This window comes from Actinophytocola algeriensis (assembly GCF_014203735.1).
Lineage (GTDB): Bacteria > Actinomycetota > Actinomycetes > Mycobacteriales > Pseudonocardiaceae > Actinophytocola > Actinophytocola algeriensis.
Genome location: NZ_JACHJQ010000001.1, coordinates 244291 through 270458, shown reverse-complemented (window position 1 = coordinate 270458; position 26168 = coordinate 244291). Strand labels below are relative to the sequence as shown.

Here is a 26168-nt window from a genome sequence, read left to right as displayed (position 1 = left end):
GCCACTCCTCCCCTTCATCTGTTCCGCACGACCTTCGAGTAGAGGTCGGGAAGCCTGCCGTTCGGGTCGTAGGTGCTCTTGAGCTTCCGGTAGGTCTCGCCGTCGTACGCCAACCAGAACTCCTCCTCATCGAAGTACGACGTGGAGTACAGCGACTTGTGCCCGCCCAGCTCGGTGACCTTGTTCTCGATGAGCCGGTTGTAGGTGCCGTCCTCCTCGCCCGGTCCCAAAGGGACAGTTGCCCAGAACCCGGCGTTCACGTACAGCCGGCCCGGCTTCATGGGGTACAGCGGCCAGCCGGTCTGCTCCCGCAGCTTCAGCGGGCACAACCAGACCGGGCTGATGCGGATCTCGTCGGCGAAGAAGCGCAGGAAGTCGGCGATCCGCTCGACCGGGATCTCCACGTCCTGGATCACCGGTTCACGCGCCGGTTTGCCGAGCAGTTTGTACACCCGGCCGGACAGGTCGTGCCGCCGGTCGAGCGCGACGATCCTGCGGTACACGTCGGAACGCAGGTACCGGCGCGGCCACACGCGGCGGACCAGCGGGTGCTGCGCGCCGAGGGCCTGGGAGCACCAGAACCAGTCGGTGTCCCAGCGCCACAGGTAGTCGCGGATCGTGAGGTGGTCGGTGACCCGGTCGCGGATGGACCTGTAGAAGATCCGCTGCCCGGTGTAGTCGGACAGCGACGGCGCCGAGTCGACGTACCTGCCGAGCGTCAGGTACAGCTCGGTGCTGCCGAACATCACGCCGTCGAGGAAGTCGACCGGTTCGTCCCGGTAGCCGCCCGCGGCGCAGATCTCCTCGATGGCGCGGGCGCAGGCGGCGGCGTCGGTGAACCTGACGTGCCGCAACCGGACGAACGGTGTGACACGTTCCAGCTCGATGCGCAGGCGCAGCGCGTAGCCGAGGGTGCCGTAGGAGTTGGGGAAGCCGCGGAAGAGGTCGGCGTGCTCGTTGTCCGGGGTGGCGGTGACGACGTCGCCGTCCGGGGTGAGGATGTCCATCTCCAGCACGGACTCGTGCGGCATCCCGTTCCGGAACGACGTCGACTCGATACCCAGGCCCGCGACGGCCCCGCCCAGCGTGATCGTCTTCAGCTGCGGCACGACGTGCGGGATGAGGCCGTGCGGGAGCGTCGCGTCGACGAGGTCCTCGTAGGTGGTCATGCCCCCGACGTCGGCGGTCGTGCCGTCGATCTCGATGACCCCGGCGAAGGCGCTGACGTCGAGTGCCTCCCGGCCGGGTGGCTCCCGGAACCGGAAGAGGTTCGAGGTGGGCTTGGCCAGCCGGATCGGCGCGCCGGCCGGATGGGCGACTAGCTGCGCGCGGAGCGCGTCCACCGCGTGCTCGTGGGAGATCCGTGCAGGTGAGCGGGTCACGTTTTCGATGCTAGCCCTGATCGGGTCGCTGGACCGGATGGCTTTTCGCGACTCGACCCCGCCACTACCCCAAAACCGGACAGTCCCTCCACAAAGCCCCTGCTGGCGGCTCCGTCGTGGTGAAGCTCACCGAGGTGCCACGCGCCCCGCGGCGCCGGAGGATCGCGGCGAGGTGAAGCCGGAGCCGGGGGCTGTGTGCGGCCGCCCGCTCAGCACCGCCGCGCGGCCGCCGGCCCCCGGAATCCAGCGTAAACGCGAACACCGACAGTTCCGGACGGCCAAGCCCGGGTTGTCCACAGCGGCGACGGCCTGTGGACAACCCGGGCTTCGGATCACGTTTCTGTCGGTGCCGTCCGGTAGCGTGGTTCGAGGGGGCCGGAGGCCGGCCACCTCACGCCTGGGACTGGTATTCCTCGAAAAGTTCCTTGGTGTAGGCCAGGAACAGGCCTGCCATGCCGAACACGCCCGTGATCGGGTTCAGTTCCGCGAACCCGTACGCCATCTCGCAGCTCCGGTGCGACGGGGCCGACTCGCTGACGTCGGTGAACCAGTCGTAGAACGGGACCCGCGCGGTGGCCAGGCCCGGGTGGATCAGCGGGCCGTACACCGCCAGCAGGTCGAGTGCGAACGGCCGGTTCCGCAGCGCCCACCGGTACATCTCCGAGAACTGGTAGAACCGCCACTCCACCGCCGTCGCCGGCACGCCGTTCGCCTCGGCCAGGGCGTTGCCGTACTCCGTGGACGCCTGTTCCGCCTCGCTCCACGCCCGGTCGTGGGCCGACCGGGAGGTCAGCTCGCCACCGGACAGGCGCGTCAGGTAACTCGCCCACTTCGCCGACCCCGGGTTGCCGCCGGTCTCCGCCGACCAGCCCAGCGCGATCGCGATGCCGCGCTGGATCCCCTCCACGATCCCGGCGTCCACATAGGACACCCAGGTGCCTGGAGCGCCGAGGCCCCGGTCGCGGAAGAACGTGATCACGCCTTCGATGTTCCGCCACCGGTCGGTCGCGCCGAGGGCCGCCGCCGGGCCGGACTGCATGTCCCGCACGAAGTCGAGCCGCTCCGCCATCGACATCTCGTTGATCTCCGCGACCGAGCAGTCCAATGTGGACGTGCACGACGGTGCCGCGACGGCCGCCGGAGCGAGGCCCGTCAGTGTCGCCAGTGACACCAGCAGAACCAGGAGCCGCCTCACAGCCGGCCGCCCACGACCGGCAGGGTCACCGCGCTCTTGCCCGGGTTCACCGTCAGCTGCGTACCCGGCAGCGGCCGCAGCGTGAAGTGCATGTCCGTGGACACGATCACCAGGCCGATCCGGTGCCCGGCCGGGAAGACGTAGTCGTCCGACTCCAGGGGCCACTCGAACGTGTACTCCTTGCCCTGCTCGACCGGGGTGCTGCGGTCGACGTCCTTGCGGTTCTGCACATCCGTCCACCCCCGGGTCACCATCGTCTGACCGTCGGGGCCGTAGTCGACCAGAACAGCTGTCAGGTTGGCCGCGTACCGGTTGTCGACCGACGCGCGCAGCGACACCGACGGGGTGCCGCTCAGGTGCGTGTCACGAGCGAGCGGCGCGGACAGGTAGGCCAGCCGGTTGGGGTTCGCCGCGTCGGGGTTCGGGAGCAGCGACACATCGGTGTCGAGCGTGCGGCCCGAGTCGACGAACGACTGCCGAGGGCCACCACCGGAACGGCCAAGACCACCCGGGGTCGTGGCGTCCGTCGACGACAGGCGGAGCTTCGTGTCCCGCGCACCCGGCGCCGGCCAGTCCGCGTACTTCTCGTAGGTGCCGTCCGGCCGCTGCACGTCCGCGCGCGGCTCGGACATGACTCCGTTCCGCACCCCGAACAGCCAGTAGTCCATCCACCGGTTGAGGGTCCGCTGATAGTCGGACGCGCTACCCGGGCCGCCGTGGCCGCCCTTGTGCAGCCAGATCTTGCGCGGCACGTCGTACCGCTCCAGCTGCGACCACCACGACGAGTACGCCGTCGGCATGACGTTGTAGTCCTCGAGCCCGTGCACCACGAACACGCTCGCCTTGACGCCGCGGGCGCGGTGCAGGTAGTCCCGCTCGTGCCAGTACGCGTTGTAGTCACCGGTCGTCCGGTCGGCGTACTGCAACAGGGCGTCGGTGATGTGCGCGCACTTCTCCACGCGGCCAGGGCCCTCGACGTAGTACCCCAGCACGTCCAGGTCCTCGCCCTGGAAGGCGTTCTCGCCCCGCCCTGAGGTGTTCGAGTGCGGCGCGCGGACCAGGCCGTTCGCCCGGTAGTAGTCGTACCAGCTCGCGATCGCCGAGACCGGCACGATCGTGCGCAGCCCCTCGACACCGGTCGTGGCCACCTGGTTGGGGAGCGTGCCGTTGTACGACACGCCGGTCATGCCCACGTCGCCGGTGGTCCAGTCCGCCGCGACCGGCGCGCCCGCCTCGTCGTACGCCTTCGCCCGGCCGTTCAGCCAGTCGATGACGGCCTTCGTACCGAGCGTCTCCTTCATGTCACCGACCGTGGGACACCCGTCCGAGAAGCCGGTGCCGATCGACTCGCCCAGCACGACCGCGTACCCGCGCGGCACCCAGTAGTTGTCCAGCGAGCCGGGCAGGTCGGCGCGCGGGGCGGCCGCGGTCCCGCCCGCGTCCGCCGCCGACCGCTGGACGCCTTCCTGCGGCAGCACCGAGAAGTCCACGTTGTGGTTCACGCCGCCGCCGGTGTTGTAGCGGTACGGGCTGTGCTCGAAGACCACCGGCACCTTGATGCCCTGCGTCTCCGTCTCCCCCGGGCGCGACAGGCGCACGCGCACCCGGTCCTTCACCCCGTCGAGGTCGCTGTCGACCTCCGTCTGCACGAACAGCGTCTCCTCGACCGCGTTCGCCAGGTCGAACTGGGGCACGCTGACCCCGTTCTCGATCTTCAGCCAGGGCGGCGGGGTGGGACGGTCCGATCTCGGAGCGGGGGCCGCCACCGCGGGCGTGACCACACTGAGCGGCAACGCCGCCGTGAGCACGAGCAGGGCGAGCCGACGGGACGTGCGCATCAGGCCTCCGTACGACGCAGCAGGGCGGAAAGCGCCGTCATCGTACCGCCGCGATCAGCGCAAACCCAGCTCCCGAGCGATCAACATCCGCTGCACCTCGCTCGTGCCCTCGCCGATCTCGAGGATCTTCGCGTCGCGGTAGAAACGGCCGACCGGGTACTCGTTCATGAACCCGTAGCCACCGAAGATCTGCGTCGCGTCCCGGGCGTTGTCCATGGCCGCGTTGGAGCTGACGAGCTTCGCGATCGCCGCCTCCTTCTTGAACGGCTCACCACGCAACATCTTCGAAGCTGCCGCGTAGTAGGCGAGCCGTGCGGTGTGCGCGCGGGCCTCCATGTCGGCGATCTTGAACTGGATCGCCTGGTACTCACCGATCGCGTGCCCGAACGCGCGCCGCTCGTGCGCGTACCGCACGCTCTCGTCGACGCAACCCTGTGCGAGACCGACGGAAACCGCGGCGATGGCGATGCGGCCCTCGTCCAGAATGGACAGGAACTGCGCGTACCCTCTGCCGCGCTGCCCGAGCAGGTTCGCCACCGGCACCTGGCAGTCCACGAAGGACAGCTCGTGCGTGTCGGAGGAGTTCCAGCCGACCTTCGAGTAGCTCTTGGACACCGAGAACCCCGGCGTGCCGGCCGGCACGATGATCGCGGAGATCTCCTTACGGCCGTCAGGTGACTTGCCGGTGACCGCGGTCGCGGTGACCAGGCCGGTGATCCTCGTGCCGGAGTTCGTGATGAACGCCTTGGAGCCGTTGAGCACCCACGTGCCGTCGCGCTCGACGGCGGTGGTCAGCGTCGCGCCCGCGTCGGAACCGCCGCCCGGCTCGGTGAGCCCGAACGCACCCAGCATCTCGCCGCTGCACAGCCTGGGCAGCCACTCCTGCTTCTGCTCCTCGGTGCCGAAGCGGTAGATCGGCATGGCGCCGAGCGACACCCCTGCCTCGAGCGTGATCGCGACCGACGAGTCGACCCTGGCCAGCTCCTCCAGCGCGACGCACACAGCGAGGAAGTCGCCGCCCATGCCGCCGTGCTCCTCGGGGAACGGCAGGCCGAACAGGCCCATGCGGCCCATCTTCGCCACGATCTCGTACGGGAACTCGGCCTTCTCGTACAGCTCGCCGATGACCGGCGCGACCTCCTCGCGCGCGAACTCCTCGACGGTCTTGCGCAGGGCCTCGTGCTCTTCGGTGAGCCGGAAGTCGATCATTACTGCTCCTCTTGTGGGGTCACCACGGCAAGGGGTTGGTTCAGCGCGACCTGTTGGCCCGCGCGGACGTGCAGTTCCGTGACCACGCCGTCGACCGGTGCCGTCACGGTGTGCTCCATCTTCATCGCCTCGACGACGACCAGCGGCGCCCCCGCCGCCACGACGTCACCCTCGGCGGCCTTCACGACCAGCACGGTGCCGGGCATCGGGCTGGTCACCGGCCCGCCATCCAGGACCGAGGCACCACTGCTCTCCAGCAGCGAGTGCTCGTCGACCGACCAGGTCCGCCCGTCGGCGGCCAGCCACAGCGTGTCGCCGTCCTGCGCACGCCGGAACGACCTCCGGCGACCACCGAACGTCACGACCAGCCGCCCGGGCTCCCGGTACGCGGTCGCGCGCACGGGCTCGGCGTCACCGATCGCGACGGTCGCCGCGGCCGGGGTGCCGGTGACCCGCACGGTCTCCTCGCGGTCGCCGCTGACCAGCCGGAACGGGGTCGCGGCCGGCCCGCCGAGCCGCCACCCGCCTGCGAGGTCCCACGGGTCGACCACGGCACCGCCCGGCTGCAGGTCGAGCAGCTCGTCGAGCGCGGCCGCGGCGAACACCACGTCAGGTATGTCGGCGGCGACGAGCGCGTCGAGCTTGCGTTCCACCAGCCCGGTGTCCAGCCGTCCGGCCACCACGTCCACATCGGACAGCAGCGCACGCAGGAAGGCCACGTTCGAGCCGACGCCGAGCACGGCGGTCTCGCCGAGCGCGACGCGCAGGCGCCGGAGGGCCGACTCGCGGTCGGGGGCCCAGGCGATCACCTTGGCCAGCATCGGGTCGTAGTCCGAGCCGACCACGGTCCCCGCGCGCAGCGCGGAGTCCACGCGCACGTGGTCACCGGCAGGCTCGCCGAGCGCGAGTACCTGACCGCCGGTAGGCAGGAAGCCGCGCGCCGGGTCCTCGGCGTACACCCGGGCCTCGACCGCGTGCCCGGTCAGCTCCACATCGGACTGCGCGATCCCCAGCGCCGCACCCGCCGCGACCCGGAGCTGCTGCTCCACCAGGTCGATCCCGGTCACCATCTCGGTCACCGGGTGCTCGACCTGCAGCCGCGTGTTCATCTCCATGAAGAAGAACTCGTCCGGCCGGTCCGTCGACACGATGAACTCGACCGTGCCCGCGCCGGTGTAACCGACCGAGCGGGCCGCATCGGCGGCCGACGTACCCATCCGGGCCCGCTGTTCGGGAGTGAGCAGCGGCGACGGCGCCTCCTCGATAATCTTCTGGTGCCGTCGCTGCAGGCTGCACTCGCGCTCACCGAGGTGGAGCACGGTGCCGTGCGCGTCGGCCATCACCTGGATCTCGATGTGCCGCGGGTTGGCGACGAAGCGTTCCACCAACAGGGTGTCGTCACCGAACGCGCCACGGGCCTCGCGGCGCGCGGACTCCAGCGCGGCAGGCAGGTCGCCGGGCTGCTCGACCCGGCGCATACCCTTGCCGCCGCCACCGGCCGACGGCTTGACCAGCACCGGGAAGCCGACCTCGGCGGCGGCCGCGACCAGCTGCTCGTCGGTCATGCCCAGCTCGGTCCGGCCCGGCACGACCGGCACCCCGGCCGCGCTCACGGTCTGCTTCGCTCGGATCTTGTCGCCCATCGCCTCGATCGCCGACGGCGGCGGGCCGATGAACACGATCCCCGCGTCGGCGCAGGCCCGCGCGAACGCCGCGTTCTCAGCCAGGAAGCCATATCCGGGGTGCACGGCCTCAGCACCAGACGACTGTGCGGCGGCCACGATGTCCTCGATGGACAGATAGCTGCCGACCCGCACCGCCTCGTCGGCCTCGGACACGTGCCGGGCACCCGCGTCGGCGTCGGTGTACACCGCGACCGAGCGGATGCCCATGCGGGACAACGTGGTGCACACCCGGATCGCGATCTCACCGCGGTTGGCGATCAGCACTGTGTGGAACATCGAAGATCTGCTTGCCGGATCGAGCATCAGTACCGTCACATCCTGAAGACGCCGTAGCGGACCGGTTCCAGGGGCTTGTTCGCCGCGGCGGACAGGCCAAGCCCGAGCACCATCCGTGTGTCGGCCGGGTCGATCACGCCGTCGTCCCAGAGGCGGGCGGTCGAGTAGTACGGGTGGCCCTGGTCCTCGTACTGCGCGCGGATGGGCGCCTTGAACGCCTCCTCGTCCGACGTGGACCACTCGTCGCCGAGCTGGTCGCGACGCACGGTCGCGAGCACGGACGCCGCCTGCTCGCCGCCCATCACGGAGATCCGCGCGTTTGGCCACATCCACAGGAACCTCGGCTCGTAGGCCCGCCCGCACATCGAGTAGTTGCCCGCGCCGAACGAGCCGCCGATGATCACGGTGAACTTCGGCACCCGCGCGCACGCCACCGCGGTCACCATCTTGGCGCCGTGCTTGGCGATGCCGGAGGTCTCGTAGTCGCGGCCGACCATGAAGCCGGTGATGTTCTGCAGGAACACCAACGGGGTCGAGCGCTGGTCGCACAGCTCGATGAAGTGCGCGCCCTTGACCGCGGACTCGCCGAACAGCACGCCGTTGTTCGCGATGATCCCGACCGGGTGACCGTGGATGCGGGCGAACCCGGTGACGAGCGTGGTGCCGTACTCCTTCTTGAACTCCCGGAACCGGCTGCCGTCGACCACCCGCGCGATGACCTCGCGCACGTCGTAGGGGGTGCGGGAGTCGGTCGGCACGACGCCGTACAGCCCGGCCGGGTCGACGGCGGGCTCTTCCACCGGCGCGACCTCCCACGGCCGCGGCGCGCGCGGGCCGAGCGTGGACACGATGGAACGGACGATCCGCAGCGCGTGCCCGTCGTCCTCGGCGAGGTGGTCGGTGACACCGGACTGTCGCGAGTGGACATCACCGCCGCCGAGCTCCTCGGCGGTGACCACCTCGCCGGTCGCCGCCTTCACCAGCGGCGGGCCACCGAGGAAGATCGTGCCCTGGTTGCGGACGATCACGGCCTCGTCGCTCATGGCGGGCACGTACGCGCCGCCCGCGGTGCACGAGCCGAGCACGGCCGCGATCTGCGGGATGCCGCGTGCGGACATGGTGGCCTGGTTGAAGAAGATGCGCCCGAAGTGATCGCGGTCGGGGAACACCTCGTCCTGGCGGGGCAGGAACGCGCCGCCGGAGTCGACGAGGTACACGCACGGCAGGTTGTTGTGCAGCGCGACTTCCTGCGCACGGAGGTGTTTCTTGACCGTGACCGGGTAGTACGTGCCGCCCTTGACCGTGGCGTCGTTGGCGACGATCACGCACTCGCGGCCGGAGACGCGGCCGACGCCGGTGATGATGCCGCCCGCGGGTGCCTCGTCGTCGTACATGCCGGTCGCGGCCAGCGGGGACAGCTCGAGGAACGGCGAGCCGGGGTCGACCAGCGACTCCACCCGGTCGCGCGGCAGGAGCTTTCCCCGGTCGAGGTGCCGCTGCCTGGCCCGCTCGCCACCACCACGAGCCGCGGTGGCCGTGCGGGCACGCAGGTCGTCGACCAGCGCGACGTGTTCCTTCACGTACCGCTGGTACGTGGGGTCGCCCTGGTCGGCGCCGCTGTCGAGAACGGGCGCGTCCATCTCACTCCGCTCAGGTTAGTCATCGTTAACATGAGCGATGTTATCCCCGCCTCGCGGACTCGTCCACCCGGCTCCACCGAGCCTCCGGCGCGAGAACGGGGCCCGGCGAACGCGCGACGCCGGACCCCGCCCTCGATGACTGAACTATGCGACTGCGGGCTGTGCGACTGCGGACAACGCCGCGTAGTAGCCCCCGCTGTGACCGGCCGCGTTCGGGTGGTACGACTCGTCGATCGGGAAGGTGACGCTGTTCAGCCACCAGTCGCCGGACGAGCAGATCTCGTGACCCGCGAACGCCGAGCGACCGTCGACGAAGGTGAAGCCGAACGCACCCGCACGCGCGGAGACGACCTCGGCCAGCACGTCCGCCGAGCCGTTGATGGCCGCACGCTTGGTCTCGCTCAGACCGACGTTGCAGTCCCCCTCCAGCTGGTAGATGTGCGGATACCCGAGCACGACCACCTGCGCGCCCGGCGCCCGGCCGCTGATCTCGGTGTACACGCTGTCCAGACGGCCGGGCAGCTCGGCACGCGCGAAGTTCTGCGCCTCCTGGTTGCGCGCCACGCAACTGTCGTCCGAACCGAGGTTGCAGTCCGTCATGACGTCCGCGAAGCCGGCGTCGTTGCCGCCGATGGAGATCGTGACCAGCTCGGTGTCCGCGGTGAGGGCGCCGACCTGGTTGGCGAGCACGTCCGAGGTGACCGCGCCGGAACAGGCGACGAAGTCGAACGCGGACGGGGCGTTGGCGTTCGCCCACAACTGTGCGTAGGAGTTGGCGCTGCGTTTGCAGCCACCGCTGTCGCCGTAGTCGCCCGCGCCCGTGCCCGACGCGTACGAGTCACCGAGTGCGACGTATTTTCCCGCCGCGGCAACAGGATCAGCCGACGCGGGCGACAACGCCACGCCGGTCGCGGCCACGGCCGCGAAGAGGGAAATGGCAATGGAACGGAGACGCATGTGTTTAACCTCCGGTGGAGGGATTCCCGACGTCACCATCCCTACCAGCAGGTAACCAGATGCCGGATCACGTCGTTAGTCGTTAACGGTTGCCAGTAGGACATCTATTAGCACCGGCAAACGGAACACGTGTTAGCGGACGCTAACGTCGGGTCGGTAGCATGGCGACGTGTCCACCCGCCGTGAGCAGATACTCGCCGCAGCAGCGGAGTTGTTCGCGCGCCACGGGTTCCACGGGGTGGGCATCGACGAGATCGGCGCCGCCGTCGGGGTTTCCGGGCCCGCGCTCTACCGGCACTTCCGCAGCAAGGACGCGATGCTCGGCGAGATGCTGACCTCCATCAGCGAGGTGCTGCTCACCGGCGGGCTCGACCGCCGCGAACGCACGGAGGACCCGGCGAAGCTGCTCGGCGAGCTGATCGCCTTCCAGGTCGACTTCGCGCTCGACAACCCCTCGCTGATCACCGTGCAGGAGCGCAACCTCGGCAACCTCACCGATCCGGACCGCCGCCGGGTGCGAGCGCTGCAGCGCCGTTACGTGGAGGTGTGGGTGCAGGCCGTCCGCGACACCGCACCGGACCTCGACGAGCCGACGGCCCGCGCGGCCGCGCACGCCGTGTTCGGCCTGATCAACTCGACCCCGCACAGCCGTCACCTCGGCCGGGACGGGATGGCGACCATGCTGCGCGAGATGGCCGCCGCGGCGCTCGCGGGCGCCGGGGGCGAGACACGCCGCTGACGCTGGGACACGACGACCTCGGCAAACGTTTTCTCACCGTGGGCCATCCGGGTGACCGCCCGCCACAGCACGGCCACGTCTCGGTAGGGTTTCGGTCACCGATCAATCAGACCAAGAGGTGGACGGTGTCACAGCAGACCAACTGGGTTCCGACCTCGGTTGACCTCGAAAAGGCCAGTGCGGCAAGGATGTACGACTACGTCCTGGGCGGCAACCACAACTTCGCTGTCGACCGCGCGCTGGCCGAGGAGCTGCTCAAGATCCAGCCCGAGGTCAAGCGATTCGTGATCCAGAACAGGGCGTTCATGCGGCGCGCTGTGCTGTTCCTCGTCGAGCAGGGCATCCGGCAGTTCCTCGACCTCGGGTCCGGCATCCCCACCGTGGGCAACGTGCACGAGATCGCCCAGGCGGTGGACCCCACGTCCAGGGTGGTCTACGTCGACAACGAGCACGTCGCCGTCGCGCACAGCCAGCTCCTGCTGGAGAACAACACGACCACGGCGATGGTGCACGCCGACATCACCAAGCCCAACCTCGTGCTCAACGACGACACCACGCGGCGCGTGCTGGACTTCGACCAGCCCATCGGATTGCTGGCGATCACCATCGGTCACTACATCCTGCCCGAGCACGACCCGGACGGTGTCTTCGCGACCTACCGCGACGCACTGGCTCCCGGCAGCTACCTCGCCCTCACCCACCTCACCGACGACTTCGCCGAGGACACCAGCGAGGAGATCATCGAGAAGCTGAAGAAGTCGCAGAACACGGTCATGTCCAGGACGAAGTCGGAGATCCGGTCGTTCTTCGGCGACTTCGAGCTGGTCGAGCCTGGTCTGGTGGGCACGTCGCAGTGGCGGCCGGAGCGGGATGCGGACAACGACAACGACGGTCTGTACGCCGGGGTCGCCCGAAAGCGTTAACACGGTCGGGATGGTCGGGTGGCGGTGACGCCCCGTCCCCGGGCACCATGCAGGAGCAACGACCCACACAACCATGGACATCCCGTAATGCCGGACCCACGCGTGACCGCTCCGCCGGTGCACCGCCGGGAGCAGCTGGCGCGCGCCTGGACCCGGTCGACAACCGCCGCGACGTACATCCCGCGGTCGCCCGACGACATCGAGGGTGTCCTCCTCGAACTGGTCGACGAGGTGCTGGCGAGCCTCGGCGCCGACGAGTTCTCCTCGGCGGCGGGCAACCGCATCGGCGCACGGCTCGTCTCCGAGGGCTTCGTCGACCCGCACGCGCTCGCGGCGACCATCAACGTGCTGTCCCACGAGCTGCTCGCCGACCTCGTGTCGACCCCCGACACCGAGCTGGCACGGCGCACGGTCGCACTGCTCGGCGCGATGTCCGCCGGCTACGCGGACGGGCTGCGGGACTACACGCTCACCCAGCAGGAAGACGTCAAACAGGCGCTGTTCAACGCGGTCCTGCGCGCCGAGCACAACCTGCGGGGCATCGAGAACCGCTTCCACGAGGTGTTCACCTCGTCCGCGACCGGCATCGCGATCACCGATCTGTCCGGCATGTGCATCGAGGCGAACCCGGCGCTGGCGGGCATCCTCGCCACGGTGCCGGACCGGCTGCCCGGCCGGATGCTGGCCGACATCTTCCGCGACGAGGGCGCGGGCGACGTGATGTCGTCCTACCACCGCCTCCTCGACGGGGAGCAGGCACGCGTGCACGAGCAACGCAGGCTCCGCAAGGAGGACGGTGAGATCGCCTGGGTCCTGCTCGCGATCTCGCTCCTGAGAGACGGTGCCGGTGCGCCGGCCTACTTCGTCACGATGGTGCAGGACGTCACCGAGCTGCACCTGTTGCAGGACCGGCTCGGCCACCAGCTGCTGTACGACGCGCTGACCGGCCTGCCGAACCGGCAGTGCTTCCACACCAAGCTGGAGAGCATGCTCGAACGCGCCGACCCGCGCAGCCCGATCACGCTGTGTTGCGTGAACCTCGACGCGTTCGCGCTGGTGAACAACAGCTTCGGCCACGCGGTGGGCGACCGGCTGCTGCAGACCGTCGGCCGCAGGCTCGAGGAGGCGGTGTCGGACGAGAACGCGCTCGTGGCACGCATCGCGGGTGACGAGTTCGCCGTGCTCATCGAGGATTCCGCCACCACACCGGACATCGGTGACCTGATCGGCAAGCTCACGGCGGAGCTGGTGGACCCGGAGTACATCGACGGCATCGGGGTCGCGGTCGGCGCGAGCGTCGGTGCCGTGCGCAGGAACGCCGGTGATGGCGACGCGATCGCGCTGTTCCGCGCCGCGGACACCGCGCTGCGCAAGGCGAAGCGGACCGGGCGCAGGCAGTGGGCCGGGTTCCACGAGGGCGAGGACCGCACGGCACTCGAGCTCGACCGGCTCGCCGCGTCACTGCCCGCCGCGTGGGAGGTCGGCGACCTGTCCGTGGACTTCACCCCGGTCGTGCGGCTCGCGGACCGGAAACCCGTTGGCGCGCGGGCGGTTCTGTCGTGGGACGCGGTCGATCACGTGACCTGCCTCCAGCTGGCCGAACGCACCGGCTGGTCCGTCCACGTAGGACCGTTGCTGTTGCTGGAGGCGTGCAAGCGGTTCGCTGGCTCGGAGGGGGTGCTCTCGGTACAGCTGACCCGCAACCAGTCCGGCGACGCCGACCTCGTGCGGGCCGTGCACCGGGCGCTCGAGGAGAGCGGCCTCACCGCCGACCGGCTGGAGCTGTCGCTCGACGTCGGCGCGCTGCTCGACGACTTCGGTGACGCGCGGGACAACCTCGAGGTGCTCGACGACATCGGCGTGCGGGTCGGGTTGTGCGGGGTCACCGGAGGACCGCTGGACTTCGAACTGGTCAGCAGCACCGGGGTGCGGTCGGTGACGCTGTCCGGGGCGCTCGGCGCGGGCAGCAAGGTGCTGGCCGACGAGACCGCCCGCACGGTGCGGATGTTCGACGAGCTCGGGGCGGCCTGCTCGGTGCTCGACGTGCGGACGGCCGAGACGGCGGACTGGTGGGCGTCGATCGGGGTAGCCACCGCGCAGGGTGGTGTGTTCGGTGGATCGTGAGTCACGCGTGGTGACCGCGGCGCAGGCCGCGCTCATGGCGATGCAGTCGGGGGTGGCGGAGCCCGGGGTGCCGGAGGAGGACGCCAGGGACGTGATGTCGTTGCTGTTCCACGAGTGCAGCGCCATGGTGGCGACACTCGGCAGCGGCGGCACCGCACCGGTGAAGATGCAGGTCTTCGACAACGCGGGCAACGAGGTGCCGATCGACGAGGCCGACCCGCCGGTCCGCACCGCGGTGCGGGTGCTGCTCGCGGAGGTGCACGGCGACAGCGAGGCGGCGCGCACGCACATCGAGATCGCGCTGGCCAACGCCGCGCCGGAGGAGATGGACACGCTGATGGTGCAGGCACTGCGCTGGACCATGCGGCTGTCCGACGAGTGCCACAGCCGCGACCTGCCGGTCACGGACTGGATCACCGAGGCGCTGTCCTAGCCCTGGCTGGTGCCCCACCGCTGGCCGAGCGCGTACCGCGTGCCGTCCGGGTCGGAGAACATCGACCACCAGCCGAAGAACTGCTTGGACGGCGGTTCCGGGAAGTCGACGCCCTTCTCGGTCAGTTCGCGGTAGGTCTTCTCGACGTCGTCGGTGTAGAAGAACACGTTCGAGTGGGGGATCCCGTCGCGGACTTCCGGCGCCGTCCAGCCCGGTTGCCGCTTGCTGAGCACGAGCTTCGTGGCCCCGTCCGGCGAGACGACCGACAGCCACCGCTCGTCGCCGTACGGCTCGTCCTGGTCGAGCGCGAAGCCGAGCGTTTCCACCCAGAACCGCTTCGCGACCTCCTGGTCCTCGACGTAGAGCACGACCTGGTTGACGCCTCGGATCATGACCGCCTCCGCTCCGGTGAGACCAGCACCGTAGCGCCTCAGGGGCTTGACGCCTTAAGTTTGCGATGCAAATCGATGTGCATCGCAATCATGTTGGGGGTTCCGAACATGAACGACAACGCGAGCCTGCTCGCCGATCTCGAGACACTGCGCCACCGCGCCAGGGAGGACCGTCACGGCTACGCGTTCTCCCTGCTCCTGTTCGGAGCGCTGATCCTGGCCGCGCCACTGCTCTACGCGGAGCTTGCGAAGCGAACCATCGGATACCGAGCGGAGCTTGCAGAGCGAACCGCCGGACACAGAGGGGCCGCCCGCGGCCGCTCGGAGCCTGCGAGGAGGGGTCATCGGCGAGCACCCGACGAACGGTCTGAACGACGTCGTCCACCAGCGGCACCGGCTCGGCATCCTGACGATCGCCGCCGAGTCGAGGCGGGTCGAGTTCGGCTACCTCAAGGAGGCGCTCGACCTGACCGGCGGGAACCTGTCACGCCACCTGACGGTGCTGGTCGACGCCGGGCTCCTCGACATGGAGAAGGGCTACGACGGCAAGCGGCCCAAGACGTGGGTGAGCATCACGCGCGCAGGCCGGAAGGCGCTGGCCGACGAGATCGCGGCGCTGCGTGCGCTCGTCGACCGGCACGGCGAGTGACCGTCCCCGCATACTTGCTGCCGTGATCACCGTGCAGGGCGTCGTCGACCGGGTCGGGCCGACGCTGCTGCACACGCGGTTCGCGGGCCGGGGCGGGCACGTCACCGACGTCGTGATCGCCGAGGCCGGGCGGCGCGACCAGGTCGGCGACGGCGACCTGGTGCTCGGTATCGCCGTGCACGCCACCAAGGACGCCGCCGAGCTGGTGCGGTACTGCGGCAGCCAGGGCGCGGCCGCGGTGCTGCTCAAGCCGCCGCTGCCGGTGCGCGCGGCGGTCCGGTCGGCCGCGCAGGCGCACGGGACGGCGTTGGTGGAGGTCCACGCCGCCGCGTCCTGGGCACAGATCGTGTGGCTCCTGCGGTCCGTGCTGGACGCGGCGGCCGACGAGTCCGACGACTCGCCCGGCGGCGAACCCGGCCTCGGCGACCTGTTCCGGCTGGCCGACGCGGCCGCGGCGGTGGTCGACGCGCCGGTCACCATCGAGGACGCGAACTCCCGCGTGCTCGCCTACTCGGCCCGCCAGGACCGCACCGACCCGGCCCGCGTGTCGACGATCATGGGGCGGCGGGTGCCGGACGACGTGCTCGCCCGTTTCCGCTCGCGGGGCGTGTTCCGCGAGCTGTCCCGCGGCCGGACCACGATCTTCGTGCCGAGGCAGGCCGACGGCACGCTGCCGCGCCTGATCGTGCCGATCCGCATGGGCGGCGAGCTGCTCGGTTCGATGTGGGCGGTGGTCGCGGGGCCGGTGTCCGACGAGCGGGCGGCCGCGTTCGCCGACACCGCACCGGTCGTCGCGCTGCACCTGCTGCGCCGCCGCGCCCGCGAGGACGCCGAGCGCCGCCGGTCCGCCGAGCTGGTCCGCACGGTCCTCGAGGGCACCGGCAGCGTCCGGCTGGCGGCCGCCGAGCTGGACCTGCCCGACGAGGCGCACCGCGTGGTGGCGATGGCGATCCGCACGCCGGACCCGCTGGGCGCCGAGGGCATGCGGCTCGCGCTGTGGGAGCGGATCACCGCAGGGGTCGGCAGACGGCCTGCCGTGGCTGAGCTGCGGGACGTGCTGTACGCGGTGGTGCCGGACCGCAGCGGCTGGCCCGCGCTGCGCCAGGCCCTGGCAGGCGAGGAGGAACCGCTGGTCGCGGCCGGTCCGCCGGTGCCGCTGAACGAGCTGGCCCGGTCGCGGGCGCTGGCCGAGGAGATGCTGAACCTGCTGCGCACCGGCCTGATCACCGGGCCCATGGTCAGCCACGAGGACGCGTGGCAGGTCCTGGTGCTGCACCGGTCGGCCACGGGTGCGCTCGGCGCGGGTGCCACCGAGTTCGGCCCGCTGTCGGTGCTGCGCGCGCAGGACGAGCAGAGCGGCACGTCCTATGTGGACACGCTGTACGAGTGGCTGCGGCACCCCGGCGACCCGAGGGCGGCGAGCAAGGCGCTCCGGATCCACCCGAACACGCTGCGGTACCGGATGGGCAAGCTGGTCGACCTGGTGGAGGCCGATCTCGACGACCCGGACACGCGCATGGCGCTACTGGTCCAACTGGCGACGATCCGCTGGGCCTGACTGTGCCGTGAGCACTACACCAGTCCTCAAGTCTGGTTCTACCGACACGATGACACTTACTTATTGTTACCGCATCGTGGTGTACAACACCCAGTTGGCCCAGTCGCCGGAAGGATCACAACGCCGTGAAGATCGCCGTCCCCCGGGAGATCAAGAACCACGAGTACCGGGTCGCACTGACCCCGGCAGGCGTGCACGAGCTGACTGCGCACGGGCACGACGTCTTCGTCGAGGCCGGCGCGGGGCTCGGCTCCGCGATCGCCGACGAGGAGTACCTCGCCGCGGGCGCGAAGATCCTGGCCAAGGCCGAGGACGTGTGGGCCGAGGGCGACATGGTCATGAAGGTCAAGGAGCCCATCGCCTCGGAGTACCCGCTGCTGCGCAGCGGCCAGGTGCTGTTCACCTACCTGCACCTCGCCGCCGACGAGCCGCTGACCAGGGCGCTGATGGACGCGGGCACCACCGCGATCGCCTACGAGACGGTGCAGACCGCGAACGGTGCGCTGCCGCTGCTCGCGCCGATGTCCGAGGTGGCGGGCAGGCTGGCGCCGCAGGTGGGCGCGTACGCGATGATGAAGCCGTCCGGCGGCCGGGGCGTGCTGCCCGGTGGCGTGCCGGGTGTGGCGCCGGCGCGGGTCGTCGTGATCGGTGGCGGTGTCGCGGGCCTGAACGCGGCGACGATCGCCGCCGGCATGGGCGCGGACGTGCAGGTCCTGGACACCAACGTGGACCGGTTGCGGCAGGTCGACGCCCAGTTCCAGGGACGGCTGCGGACCATCACGTCCAATCGGTACGCGGTGGAGCAGGCCGCGAAGGAGGCGGACCTGGTCATCGGCGCGGTGCTGGTGCCGGGCGCCCGCGCGCCGAAGCTGATCACGAACGAGCTGGTGGCCGACATGAAGCCGGGCTCTGTGCTGGTCGACATCGCGATCGACCAGGGCGGCTGCTTCACCGACTCGCGCCCGACCACCCACGCCGAGCCGACCTACGAGGTGCACCAGTCGGTCTTCTACTGCGTGGCGAACATGCCGGGTGCGGTGCCGAGGACGTCCACGTACGCGCTCACCAACGTGACGCTGCCGTACGCGACGGCGCTGGCGAACAAGGGCTGGGAAGCGGCCTTGGCGACCGACCCGGCGCTGGCGCTGGGCCTGAACACGCATGCCGGAGCGCTGACCAATGGCCCGGTCGCGGAGGCCCACAACCTGCCCCACACACCGTTGACCAAAATCGTCAACTAATCAACACCCTGGCCGGAATGCGGAAACGACGGCCAGAACCCGAAAAGGCGTAGACCCCCGCAGAAACCGAACACCCTGTCGCATATCCCGGCAGGGTGTTCGTCTTTGCGCACACGAGATCGAAAAGCACAAGGAAGGGTCCTGGGGAACCCCGTCCCGAGGAACGGAACGACGCCGGGCCGGAAGGGACCGCACGGCGGGGGGTCCGGGGTCGTCCGCAGGTCGAACGGGGAGGCAGGGGAGACGCGGGAGCGCCGAACAGGAGGATTGAGGGCGGCCCGCTCAACCAGCCTGGGGGTCACTGGGAGCGGGCCGCCACGTGCAAGCTTAAGGGTATGGGCATCGGAACGGTGCACTAGGGGGTCGGTGAGTTTCATTAGTTCTCAACTCGACACCGTCTGTATCCCGAACACCCTTCACGGTGCGCACAGCGACGGTGACTACCCATACGGCGACTGGTCACCCGACCGGAACGCTCGATCGAGTGAGAATGGTGGCAATGGAGTGAAGTACCCCGATTACCACTTCGGTCCGGCCATTCCGCCGCCGATGTCGGATGCGTGACTGAACCCCGCTGGTCCGTACGTTGTATCGATCCGTTCGGTCGGGACCGGGCGTTGATGGTGCTGGTCGAAAACGAGAGAGTCGTGCTTGTCCCCCCTCCGGGTGCCGCCGCGGTGCTGTCCGCGCAGCAGGCCAGGGGTCTGGGCCTCGCTCTCGACCAGGCCGCCGTCCGCACCGACGACCAACCAGACCGTCAGGCAGGTTGATGCCAGTGTGGCCCGCCAAGGACGACACCCGCCGTGCCGTGCTGGCCCGGCTCGCCGCGCTCGACGAGGTGGCGGACAAGGCCGACCCGTCGACACTGCTCCCGCTGGCCCGCACCGAGCTGCGCCGCCTCGCCGACGGCTGGCGCCGCCTGCTGACCGCCCACCAAGCCGGTCCCGACGGCCGCTGCGAGGCCTGCCGCACCCGTATCCGCGCACGTCGCTGGCCGTGCCAGGTGTGGCGGGCCGCGCACGAGCAGCTCATCGGAGACGGTGTGCCGCACCGGCAGCGCACGTACCCGCTGCGTAACCCGTTCACCCGCCAGAACAGTCGCTGATCCCACAACTCCCCCGTTCGGCACAACCCCGCCGACGCCATGCGGCAAGATGACCCGCACGAAACCCGCAGGCGAGGCAGGAGGACACGTGTCGGACGGCAGCGGCCGCATCGTGGTGCAGAACCTGAGCAAGAACTTCGGTCAGGTCGCCGCGGTACAGAACCTGAGTTTCCAGGTGGAACCTGGATCGGTGACCGGATTCCTCGGTCCCAACGGATCGGGGAAGACCACCACGCTGCGCATGCTGCTCGGTCTGGTGACCCCGACCGCCGGCTTCGCGACGATCAACGGGCAGCCGTTCCACCGGCTGGGCAACCCCGGTCGCATCGTGGGCGGCGTGCTGGAGGCGCAGGGCTTCCACCCTGGCCGCACGGCACGGGACCACCTGCGCGTGTACGGGGCGGCCATGGGCGTGCCCGACCAGCGCGCCGACGAGGTGCTGAACCTGGTCGGGCTCGGCCAGGCGGGCGGCCGCGCGGCGGGTGGCTTCTCGCTGGGCATGAAGCAGCGCCTCGCGCTGGCCACCGCGCTGCTCGGCGACCCGCAGGTGCTGGTGCTCGACGAGCCAGCGAACGGCCTGGACCCCGAGGGCATCGCGTGGCTGCGCACGTTCCTCAAGGCGTTCGCGCAGAGCGGCAGGACGGTGCTGATCTCCAGCCACCTGCTGGCCGAGGTCGAGCAGACCATCGACCAGGTCGTGATCATCAGCCGTGGGCAGACGATGTACTACGGCATGCTCGACGACCTGCGCAATTCACAGAAGAGCAGGGTGCTCGTCCAGCCCGCCGACCCGCAGAAGCTCGCGGTGGCCCTGCAGGAAATGAAGATCACCGAGGTCACGCCGACGCCGGACGGCAGGCTCGCCGTGGTCGGCGCGACCGTCCAGCAGATCGGTGACATCGCCGCGCAGGCCGGTGTCGCGCTGTACGGCGTGCAGGAGGAGCGGGCCGACCTCGAGCAGATGTTCTTCGCGCTGACGAGCGGTCAGTACGCGGCACCCGGCCAGGTCCCGCACGGCCAGCTGCCGCCGGTCCCGCAGGGCTACCAGCAACCCGGCCCGCCGCAGGGGTACCAGCAGACCCCGCCGCAGGGCTACCAGCAGCAACCGCAGCAGGGCTACGCGCCGCCACAGCAGACCCCGCCCGGTGGGTGGCAGCAACCGCCGCAGGGCACGCCACCGGGCGGCTGGCAGCAGCCCCAGCAACCGCAGCAGTACCAGCAGCAACCGCAGCAGGGCTACGCGCCGCCGCAGCAGACCCCGCCGGGTGGCTGGCAGCAACAGCCGCCGCCGGTGGCGCCGCCGCAGCCGCACCAGGCTCCGCAACCGCCCCAGCCACCGCAGGACTGGGGGCAGCCGCCCAGCGCACCGCAGCCGGTGCAGGCACCGGTGGCACCACCGCCACCACCCAGTGACCAGAACCCGAACTCCGGCGACCCGGACGGAGGCAACAACTGATGGGCAACCTGATCAAGGCGGAGTTCCGCAAGATCCTCACCACCAAGATGTGGTGGGCGATGATGATCCCGGCCGTGCTGCTCGCGCTGGGCTGGGCGTGGGGCGTGTCGGCGCTGATCACGTCGATCGTCAGCGACATCTCCGACGTGGACATCATCGAGGAGTTCAACATCTCCTTCGACGACCTGTCCTGGTCGGTGATCGCGCTGACGCGCAGCATGAACATCGCGACGATCTTCCCGTTGATCTTCGGGACGCTGGCGCTGGCGAGCGAGCTGTCGCGCCGCACGATCACGACGAGCTTCCTGACCGCGCCGAACCGCGGTGCGCTGCTGTCGGCCAAGGCCATCACGTACGTGATCTGGGGCCTGCTGTACGGCGTCGTGATCGCGCTGGGCGCGAGCATCGGCACCGCGCTCGGGTCCAAGAGCGAGTACCTGCCCGACGCGGGCCAGTGGATGATGATCGCGCTGTCCGGCATCCTCGGCTGCCTGCTGTGGACGCTGCTCGGCCTCGGTGTCGGCGCGCTGATGGGCTCACCCGTCGGCGCGCTGGTGATCCTGCTGATCTACTCGCTGATCGTCGGCCCGATCGGCGACCTGGTCATGACCGGTCTCACAGAGGGCTCCTACCTCGCGGGCTTCCTGCCGAACGGGTCCGCGAACGGGCTGACCGGCGCGACCGCGAGCCAGGTGCTCGCGACACAGGTCATCGACCTCGTGCAGAACGCGGGCGGCACCGTCGACACCGAGGGCCGCGAGCAGTTCGAGCAGGTCGTGCGCGGTATCGCGGGTGCGCCGGGCGCGCTGACGCTCTGGCTGTCCGGCCTGGTGTTCCTGGTGTGGACGGGCATCTTCTTCGTGCTGGGCATCCTGCGCAACCGGACGCGGGACATCACCTGATCGTCACCCGATAGGGCGAATCGGACAGGGCGAATCGGACAGCGGGACCTGCCATTGGCAGGTCCCGCTGTCGTTTCTCGACCGGGACTGTCGGTGGGCGCGCCTAATGTGGATTTGTGTCGAAGTCCTCCCCTAGCCACAGCGGAGCCCGCGGAGCGACCCCGCAAGGCTGGATCCGCCGGTTGAGTGCCGCCTGCTGGCGGCACCGGCGGCTTGTCGTGCTCTCCGTCGTGTCCTCGGTCGTCGGTGTCGGTTTCCAGGCCGCGGGCCCGGTGCTGGTGAAGCTCGTCGTCGACGACGCCGTGGCCGGCACGACCGAGCGGCTCATGTGGCTGGTCGGCGCGCTCGTGCTGATGGAGCTGTCCACGTTCGGCACCGCGTTCGTGCGCCGCTACCTCGGCGGCCGCCTCGCGCTCGACGTGCAGCACGACCTGCGCCAGCAGGTGTTCGCCGCGGTGGCCCGGCTCGACGGCGCGAAGCAGGACGCGTTACGTACCGGCCAGGTGGTGTCCCGGTCGATCACCGACCTGCAGGTCGTGCAGGGCATGCTGATGATGGTGCCGCTGTCGATCGGCACCGTGGTGTTCGCGCTGCTCGCGCTGGGCGCGATGATGTGGCTGTCGCCGTTCCTCACCCTGATCGCGCTGGTGATCACACCGATCGTGGCGGTGGTCGCGGTCCGCAGCAGACGGGTGCTGTTCCCGGCGTCCTGGTCGGCGCAGCAGAAGGCGGCCGACCTCGCGCAGCACGTCGAGGAGACCGTCACCGGCGTGCGCGTGGTCAAGGGGTTCGGCCAGGAGGCCAGGGAGATCGCGCGGCTCGACAGGGCGGCGCGGACGCTGTTCGGCGAGCGGATGCGCACGGCGAAGCTGACGTCCCGGCCCGCCGCGACGCTGGTCGCGATGCCGGCCGCCGGGCAGGTCGCGGTACTCGCGCTCGGCGGGTACATGGCGCTGCGGGGCGAGGTCACGCTGGGCACGTTCCTGGCGTTCGCGAGCTACGTGGCGAACCTCGTCGGCCCGACCAGGCTGCTGTCGAGCCTGCTCGTGAACGTGCAGCTGGCGCGGGCCGGTGTCGAGCGGGTGTACGAGCTGATCGACTCGCACCCCACGGTGGTCGACGCGCCGGACGCGGTCGACGTGCCGGCCGGGCCGGTCGACGTGCGGCTGTCCGGGGTGACGTTCGGGTACACGCGCAGCGAGCCGGTGCTCGACGGGGTGTCGCTGGCGGTCCAGCCGGGCGAGACGCTCGCGCTCGTGGGCACGGCGGGCTCCGGGAAGTCGACGGTGTCGCTGCTCCTACCCCGCTTCTACGACGTGCACGAGGGCACGATCTCCGTGGCGGGCGTGGACATCCGGCAGCTGCGGCTCGCGTCGCTGCGGTCGACGGTCGGCGTGGTGTTCGAGGAGGCGTTCCTGTTCTCCGACACCGTGCGCGCCAACCTCCGCTACGGCAGGCCGGACGCGACCGACGAGGAGGTGCGGGCGGCCGCGCGGGCCGCGCAGGCGGACGGTTTCATCACCGCCCTGCCCGACGGGTACGACACCGTGGTCGGCGAGCGCGGGCTCACGCTGTCCGGCGGGCAACGGCAGCGGATCGCGCTCGCGCGGGCGCTGCTGTCGAACCCCCGGGTGCTGGTGCTGGACGACGCGACGTCCGCGGTCGACACGGCCACCGAGGCCGCGATCCACGACACGCTCCGGTCGGTCACCCGCGACCGCACGACGATCTTGATCGCGCACCGCAGGTCGACGCTGTCGCTGGCCGACCGGATCGCGGTGCTCGACAAGGGCGAGGTCGTCGACATCGGCACGCACGAGGAGCTGACCGCGCGGTGCGCGCTGTACCGGTCGCTGCTGGCCGGGCCAGGCGAGGAGATCGAGGAGGAGACCGCCCGGGACGTGGCCGTGCTGGAGCCGGGACCGGACGGCTGGACACCTTCGCTGTGGCCCGGGGAGGTCACGGAGGAGGTCGCCGCCACCCGCGCCGGGCAGGTGGCCACCGCCCCGGTCGGCCGCGGCGGCATCGGCGGCGGCCGGATCTCCGGCGCGTTGAGCGGTTCCCCGCCGACGCCGGAGCTGCTCGAGCGGGTGTCCGCGCTGCCGCCTGCCGGGGAGGTCCCGGTGCTGCGTGGCGAGGACCCCACCGCGCCCGACCCCGGCTTCCGCCTGCGCCGCCTGCTGAAGCCGGTGCGGCTGATGCTGGCCGTGGTGGCGGGCCTGGTGATCGGTGACGCGGTGCTGACGATGGCGCTGCCGATGCTGATCCAGCAGGGCGTCGACAAGGGTGTGGTCACCGGCAACACGGACGCGCTGTGGGTGGTCACGGCGATCGCGGCGGTGCTGGTGGTGGTGAGCTTCGCGGACAACGCCGTGAACACGGTGCTGACCGCGCGGGTCGGCGAGCGCCTGCTGTACCTGCTGCGGGTGCGCAGCTACGCCCACCTGCAGCGGCTCGGCCTCGACTACTTCGAGCGCGAGATGGCGGGCCGCATCATGACCAGGATGACCACGGACGTCGACGCGCTGTCGACGTTCCTGCAGACCGGGCTGACGAGTGCCATGGCGAGCCTGCTGACGGTCGTCACGATCACGGCCGCACTCGTGGTGACCGATCCGGAGCTGGCGCTGGTCGCGTTGTCGGCGCTGCCGATCCTGATCGTGGCGACGGTGATCTTCCAGCGCCTGTCGTCGGCCGCGTACTCGCAGGCCCGCGAGCAGGTCAGCGCGGTGAACGCGGACATGCAGGAGAACGTGTCCGGGCTGCGGGTCGCACAGGCGTTCACGCGGGAGGAGCACTCGGCCCGCGAGTTCGCCGAGCGCAGCGACACGTACCGCCGCACGAGGCTGCGCGCACAGCGCTACGTGGCGACGTACTTCCCGTTCGTGTCACTGCTGGCCGGCTTCGCACAGGCGGCGGTCCTGGTGGTGGGCGCGAGCCGCGTGGCGTCCGGCGACCTGTCGGTGGGCGTGCTGCTGGCGTTCATGCTGTACCTGAACCTGTTCTTCTCGCCGGTGCAGCAGCTGTCGAACGTCTTCGACGGCTACCAGCAGGCCCGGGTGGGCCTGCGGCGCATCGCGGACCTGCTGCGCACCCCGACCTCGGTGGAGCCACCGGCGAACCCGATCCCCGTCCCGGCGACCCTGCGCGGCGACGTGGAGCTGAGGAACGTCTCGTTCAGCTACCCGGGCACCAACCGCCCCGCGGTGGCGGACCTGACCCTGACGGTCGCCGCCGGCGAGACGGTGGCCCTGGTCGGCGCGACCGGCGCGGGCAAGTCGACGGTGGTGAAGCTGATCGCCCGCTTCTACGACCCGACCGAGGGCCAGGTGCTGGTGGACGGCGTGAACCTGCGCGACTACGACCCGTCGGAGTACCGGCAGCGCCTCGGCGTCGTCCCGCAGGAGGCACACCTGTTCAGCGGCGACGTGGCAGGCAACGTGGGCTACGGCGCCGCACTGGACGGCGTGAACGGCGACCGTGCGGCCATCGAGTCGGCGGTCCGCTCGGTCGGCGCGCTGCCGATGGTGGCCACCCTCCCGGACGGCTTCCACCAGCAGGTCGGTGAACGCGGCCAGGGCCTGTCGGCGGGCCAACGCCAACTGATCGCCCTGGCCAGAGCGGAACTCGTGGCCCCGAACATCCTCCTGCTGGACGAGGCGACCGCCGCCCTGGACCCGGCAACGGAGTCAGTGGTCCTGGCCGCGAGCGAACGCCTCGCCCACCCCCGCACCACGTTCGTGGTGGCCCACCGCCTGGCCACCGCCGCCAGAGCCGACCGAATCCTGGTCCTGTCCGACGGCCGCATCGTCGAACAAGGCCCCCACGAGGAACTACTGGCACAGGGCGGCCACTACGCCACCCTGTGGCACCACGGCACCGCGGAAAACGGCCTGCCCCCAACCCCGGCACCAAGCCCGACGCCGACCCCACAACCGAGCTAGTGCCACACCACCAACCAACGTTGCCCGGCCCCTTCGGCGATTCGGCTGGGGCCGAATCAGCACGAAAGGCGCGGGCGCGCAAGCCCGCGCACAATCGAGGGGCGCAAGCCCCACACACCACACCCGAGGCTGCCTGCCATCCCAAGCCACCGAAGATGCCAACCCGCGAGGCCATCCCGGAGACCTGCCCCTCCGGCGAGGAGGCCCGTCCGGCAGGACGCCCGTCCGGCGAGGACAACACCCCGCGGGCAAGAACCTCCGGCGAGGACACCCCGCAGCCAGAAACCCAACTCTCACAACCGATTCACATGATCGATCCAGCCTCGAAGCCCACCGAAATCCTCGACCACTGAGCGCTGCGGACCGACCGTCGGCCGATCCGTTTGTGACCGCCGCCGCTGCTGTCCCACGTCCTAGGAGAGAAGCATGAGGCATTCACCACAGTCGAACGGCCCGAAAGGGACGAACTCGACGGCCGATCGGCGGGCGGACCGGGTGCGGACCCGCTGGGAGACAATGC

Annotated in this window: 20 protein-coding genes; 12 read left to right on the top strand and 8 right to left on the bottom strand. The window is 70.3% G+C overall.

The genetic code is table 11. The features are described from left to right. Positions 1-14: 14 nt before the first annotated feature. From FHR82_RS01250 to FHR82_RS01220, 7 genes are all read right to left on the bottom strand, one after another. Entirely contained in the window at positions 15-1382 is a 1368-nt protein-coding gene (locus tag FHR82_RS01250; RefSeq protein ID WP_184808352.1) for an FAD-binding oxidoreductase, read from the bottom strand. Positions 1383-1773: 391 nt separating this feature from the next. Continuing rightward, positions 1774-2577 carry a hypothetical protein gene (locus FHR82_RS01245; RefSeq protein ID WP_184808351.1) on the bottom strand — a complete coding sequence of 268 codons (804 nt, stop codon included), beginning with the start codon at positions 2575-2577 and terminating at the stop codon, positions 1774-1776. Further along, entirely contained in the window at positions 2574-4415 is a 1842-nt protein-coding gene (locus tag FHR82_RS01240; RefSeq protein WP_184808350.1) for a Xaa-Pro dipeptidyl-peptidase, read from the bottom strand. Before FHR82_RS01240 ends, FHR82_RS01245 begins: the two co-directional genes overlap by 4 nt. Positions 4416-4469: 54 nt before the next feature. Next, positions 4470-5624, bottom strand: coding sequence for an acyl-CoA dehydrogenase family protein (locus FHR82_RS01235; protein ID WP_184808349.1), 1155 nt, complete (start codon positions 5622-5624; stop codon positions 4470-4472). Continuing rightward, a complete protein-coding gene (locus FHR82_RS01230; RefSeq protein WP_184808348.1) occupies positions 5624-7585 on the bottom strand; it encodes an acetyl/propionyl/methylcrotonyl-CoA carboxylase subunit alpha in 1962 nt (653 codons plus the stop codon). The genes FHR82_RS01235 and FHR82_RS01230 overlap by 1 nt, the downstream gene beginning before the upstream one ends. A gap of 35 nt (positions 7586-7620) precedes the next feature. Continuing rightward, the gene (locus FHR82_RS01225; RefSeq protein ID WP_184808347.1) at positions 7621-9225 is read right to left on the bottom strand and encodes a carboxyl transferase domain-containing protein; all 1605 of its coding nucleotides are present in this window, start codon (positions 9223-9225) and stop codon (positions 7621-7623) included. 144 nt (positions 9226-9369) lie between these two features. Beyond that, a complete protein-coding gene (locus tag FHR82_RS01220; RefSeq protein WP_184808346.1) occupies positions 9370-10182 on the bottom strand; it encodes an SGNH/GDSL hydrolase family protein in 813 nt (270 codons plus the stop codon). 169 nt (positions 10183-10351) lie between these two features. Between FHR82_RS01220 and FHR82_RS01215 the strand changes: the two genes are divergently transcribed. The 4 genes from FHR82_RS01215 (at position 10352) to FHR82_RS01200 (ending at position 14401) form a co-directional block, all read left to right on the top strand. Further along, the gene (locus FHR82_RS01215) at positions 10352-10921 is read left to right on the top strand and encodes an SACE_7040 family transcriptional regulator (protein ID WP_184808345.1); all 570 of its coding nucleotides are present in this window, start codon (positions 10352-10354) and stop codon (positions 10919-10921) included. A 125-nt stretch (positions 10922-11046) separates the two neighbouring features. After that, on the top strand, positions 11047-11844 hold the full coding sequence (locus FHR82_RS01210) for an SAM-dependent methyltransferase (RefSeq protein WP_184808344.1): 798 nt from the start codon (positions 11047-11049) through the stop codon (positions 11842-11844). A gap of 102 nt (positions 11845-11946) precedes the next feature. Further along, positions 11947-13968: a diguanylate cyclase domain-containing protein gene (locus tag FHR82_RS01205; RefSeq protein ID WP_184808343.1), complete on the top strand. Its 2022-nt coding sequence runs from the start codon at positions 11947-11949 to the stop codon at positions 13966-13968. Positions 13969-14002: 34 nt separating this feature from the next. Continuing rightward, the gene (locus FHR82_RS01200) at positions 14003-14401 is read left to right on the top strand and encodes a hypothetical protein (RefSeq protein WP_184809230.1); all 399 of its coding nucleotides are present in this window, start codon (positions 14003-14005) and stop codon (positions 14399-14401) included. Here FHR82_RS01200 and FHR82_RS01195 read toward each other — a convergent pair. Further along, entirely contained in the window at positions 14398-14793 is a 396-nt protein-coding gene (locus FHR82_RS01195; protein WP_184808342.1) for a glyoxalase superfamily protein, read from the bottom strand. The two genes, FHR82_RS01200 and FHR82_RS01195, sit on opposite strands and share 4 nt — an antisense overlap. Before the next feature lie 277 nt (positions 14794-15070). Between FHR82_RS01195 and FHR82_RS01190 the strand changes: the two genes are divergently transcribed. The 8 genes from FHR82_RS01190 to FHR82_RS01155 all read left to right on the top strand — a co-directional run bounded on the left by FHR82_RS01190 (position 15071) and on the right by FHR82_RS01155 (position 25648). Next, positions 15071-15442 (top strand): transcriptional regulator, encoded by a 372-nt coding sequence (locus tag FHR82_RS01190; protein WP_225943980.1) that lies wholly within the window; start codon positions 15071-15073, stop codon positions 15440-15442. A 22-nt stretch (positions 15443-15464) separates the two neighbouring features. Further along, entirely contained in the window at positions 15465-17000 is a 1536-nt protein-coding gene (locus tag FHR82_RS01185) for a PucR family transcriptional regulator (protein ID WP_184808341.1), read from the top strand. A gap of 125 nt (positions 17001-17125) precedes the next feature. Next, a complete protein-coding gene (gene ald, locus FHR82_RS01180) occupies positions 17126-18241 on the top strand; it encodes an alanine dehydrogenase (RefSeq protein ID WP_184808340.1) in 1116 nt (371 codons plus the stop codon). Positions 18242-18888: 647 nt separating this feature from the next. Next, positions 18889-19011, top strand: a complete 123-nt coding sequence (locus FHR82_RS45590; RefSeq protein WP_260417850.1) for a hypothetical protein — start codon at positions 18889-18891, stop codon at positions 19009-19011. Continuing rightward, the gene (locus FHR82_RS01170) at positions 19011-19346 is read left to right on the top strand and encodes a hypothetical protein (RefSeq protein ID WP_184808338.1); all 336 of its coding nucleotides are present in this window, start codon (positions 19011-19013) and stop codon (positions 19344-19346) included. The genes FHR82_RS45590 and FHR82_RS01170 overlap by 1 nt, the downstream gene beginning before the upstream one ends. An 88-nt stretch (positions 19347-19434) precedes the next feature. Beyond that, positions 19435-20802, top strand: a complete 1368-nt coding sequence (locus tag FHR82_RS01165; RefSeq protein ID WP_184808337.1) for an ABC transporter ATP-binding protein — start codon at positions 19435-19437, stop codon at positions 20800-20802. Continuing rightward, on the top strand, positions 20802-21704 hold the full coding sequence (locus FHR82_RS01160; RefSeq protein WP_184808336.1) for an ABC transporter permease: 903 nt from the start codon (positions 20802-20804) through the stop codon (positions 21702-21704). The genes FHR82_RS01165 and FHR82_RS01160 overlap by 1 nt, the downstream gene beginning before the upstream one ends. A gap of 173 nt (positions 21705-21877) precedes the next feature. Beyond that, positions 21878-25648: an ABC transporter ATP-binding protein gene (locus FHR82_RS01155; protein ID WP_311770907.1), complete on the top strand. Its 3771-nt coding sequence runs from the start codon at positions 21878-21880 to the stop codon at positions 25646-25648. Positions 25649-26168 lie beyond the last annotated feature (520 nt).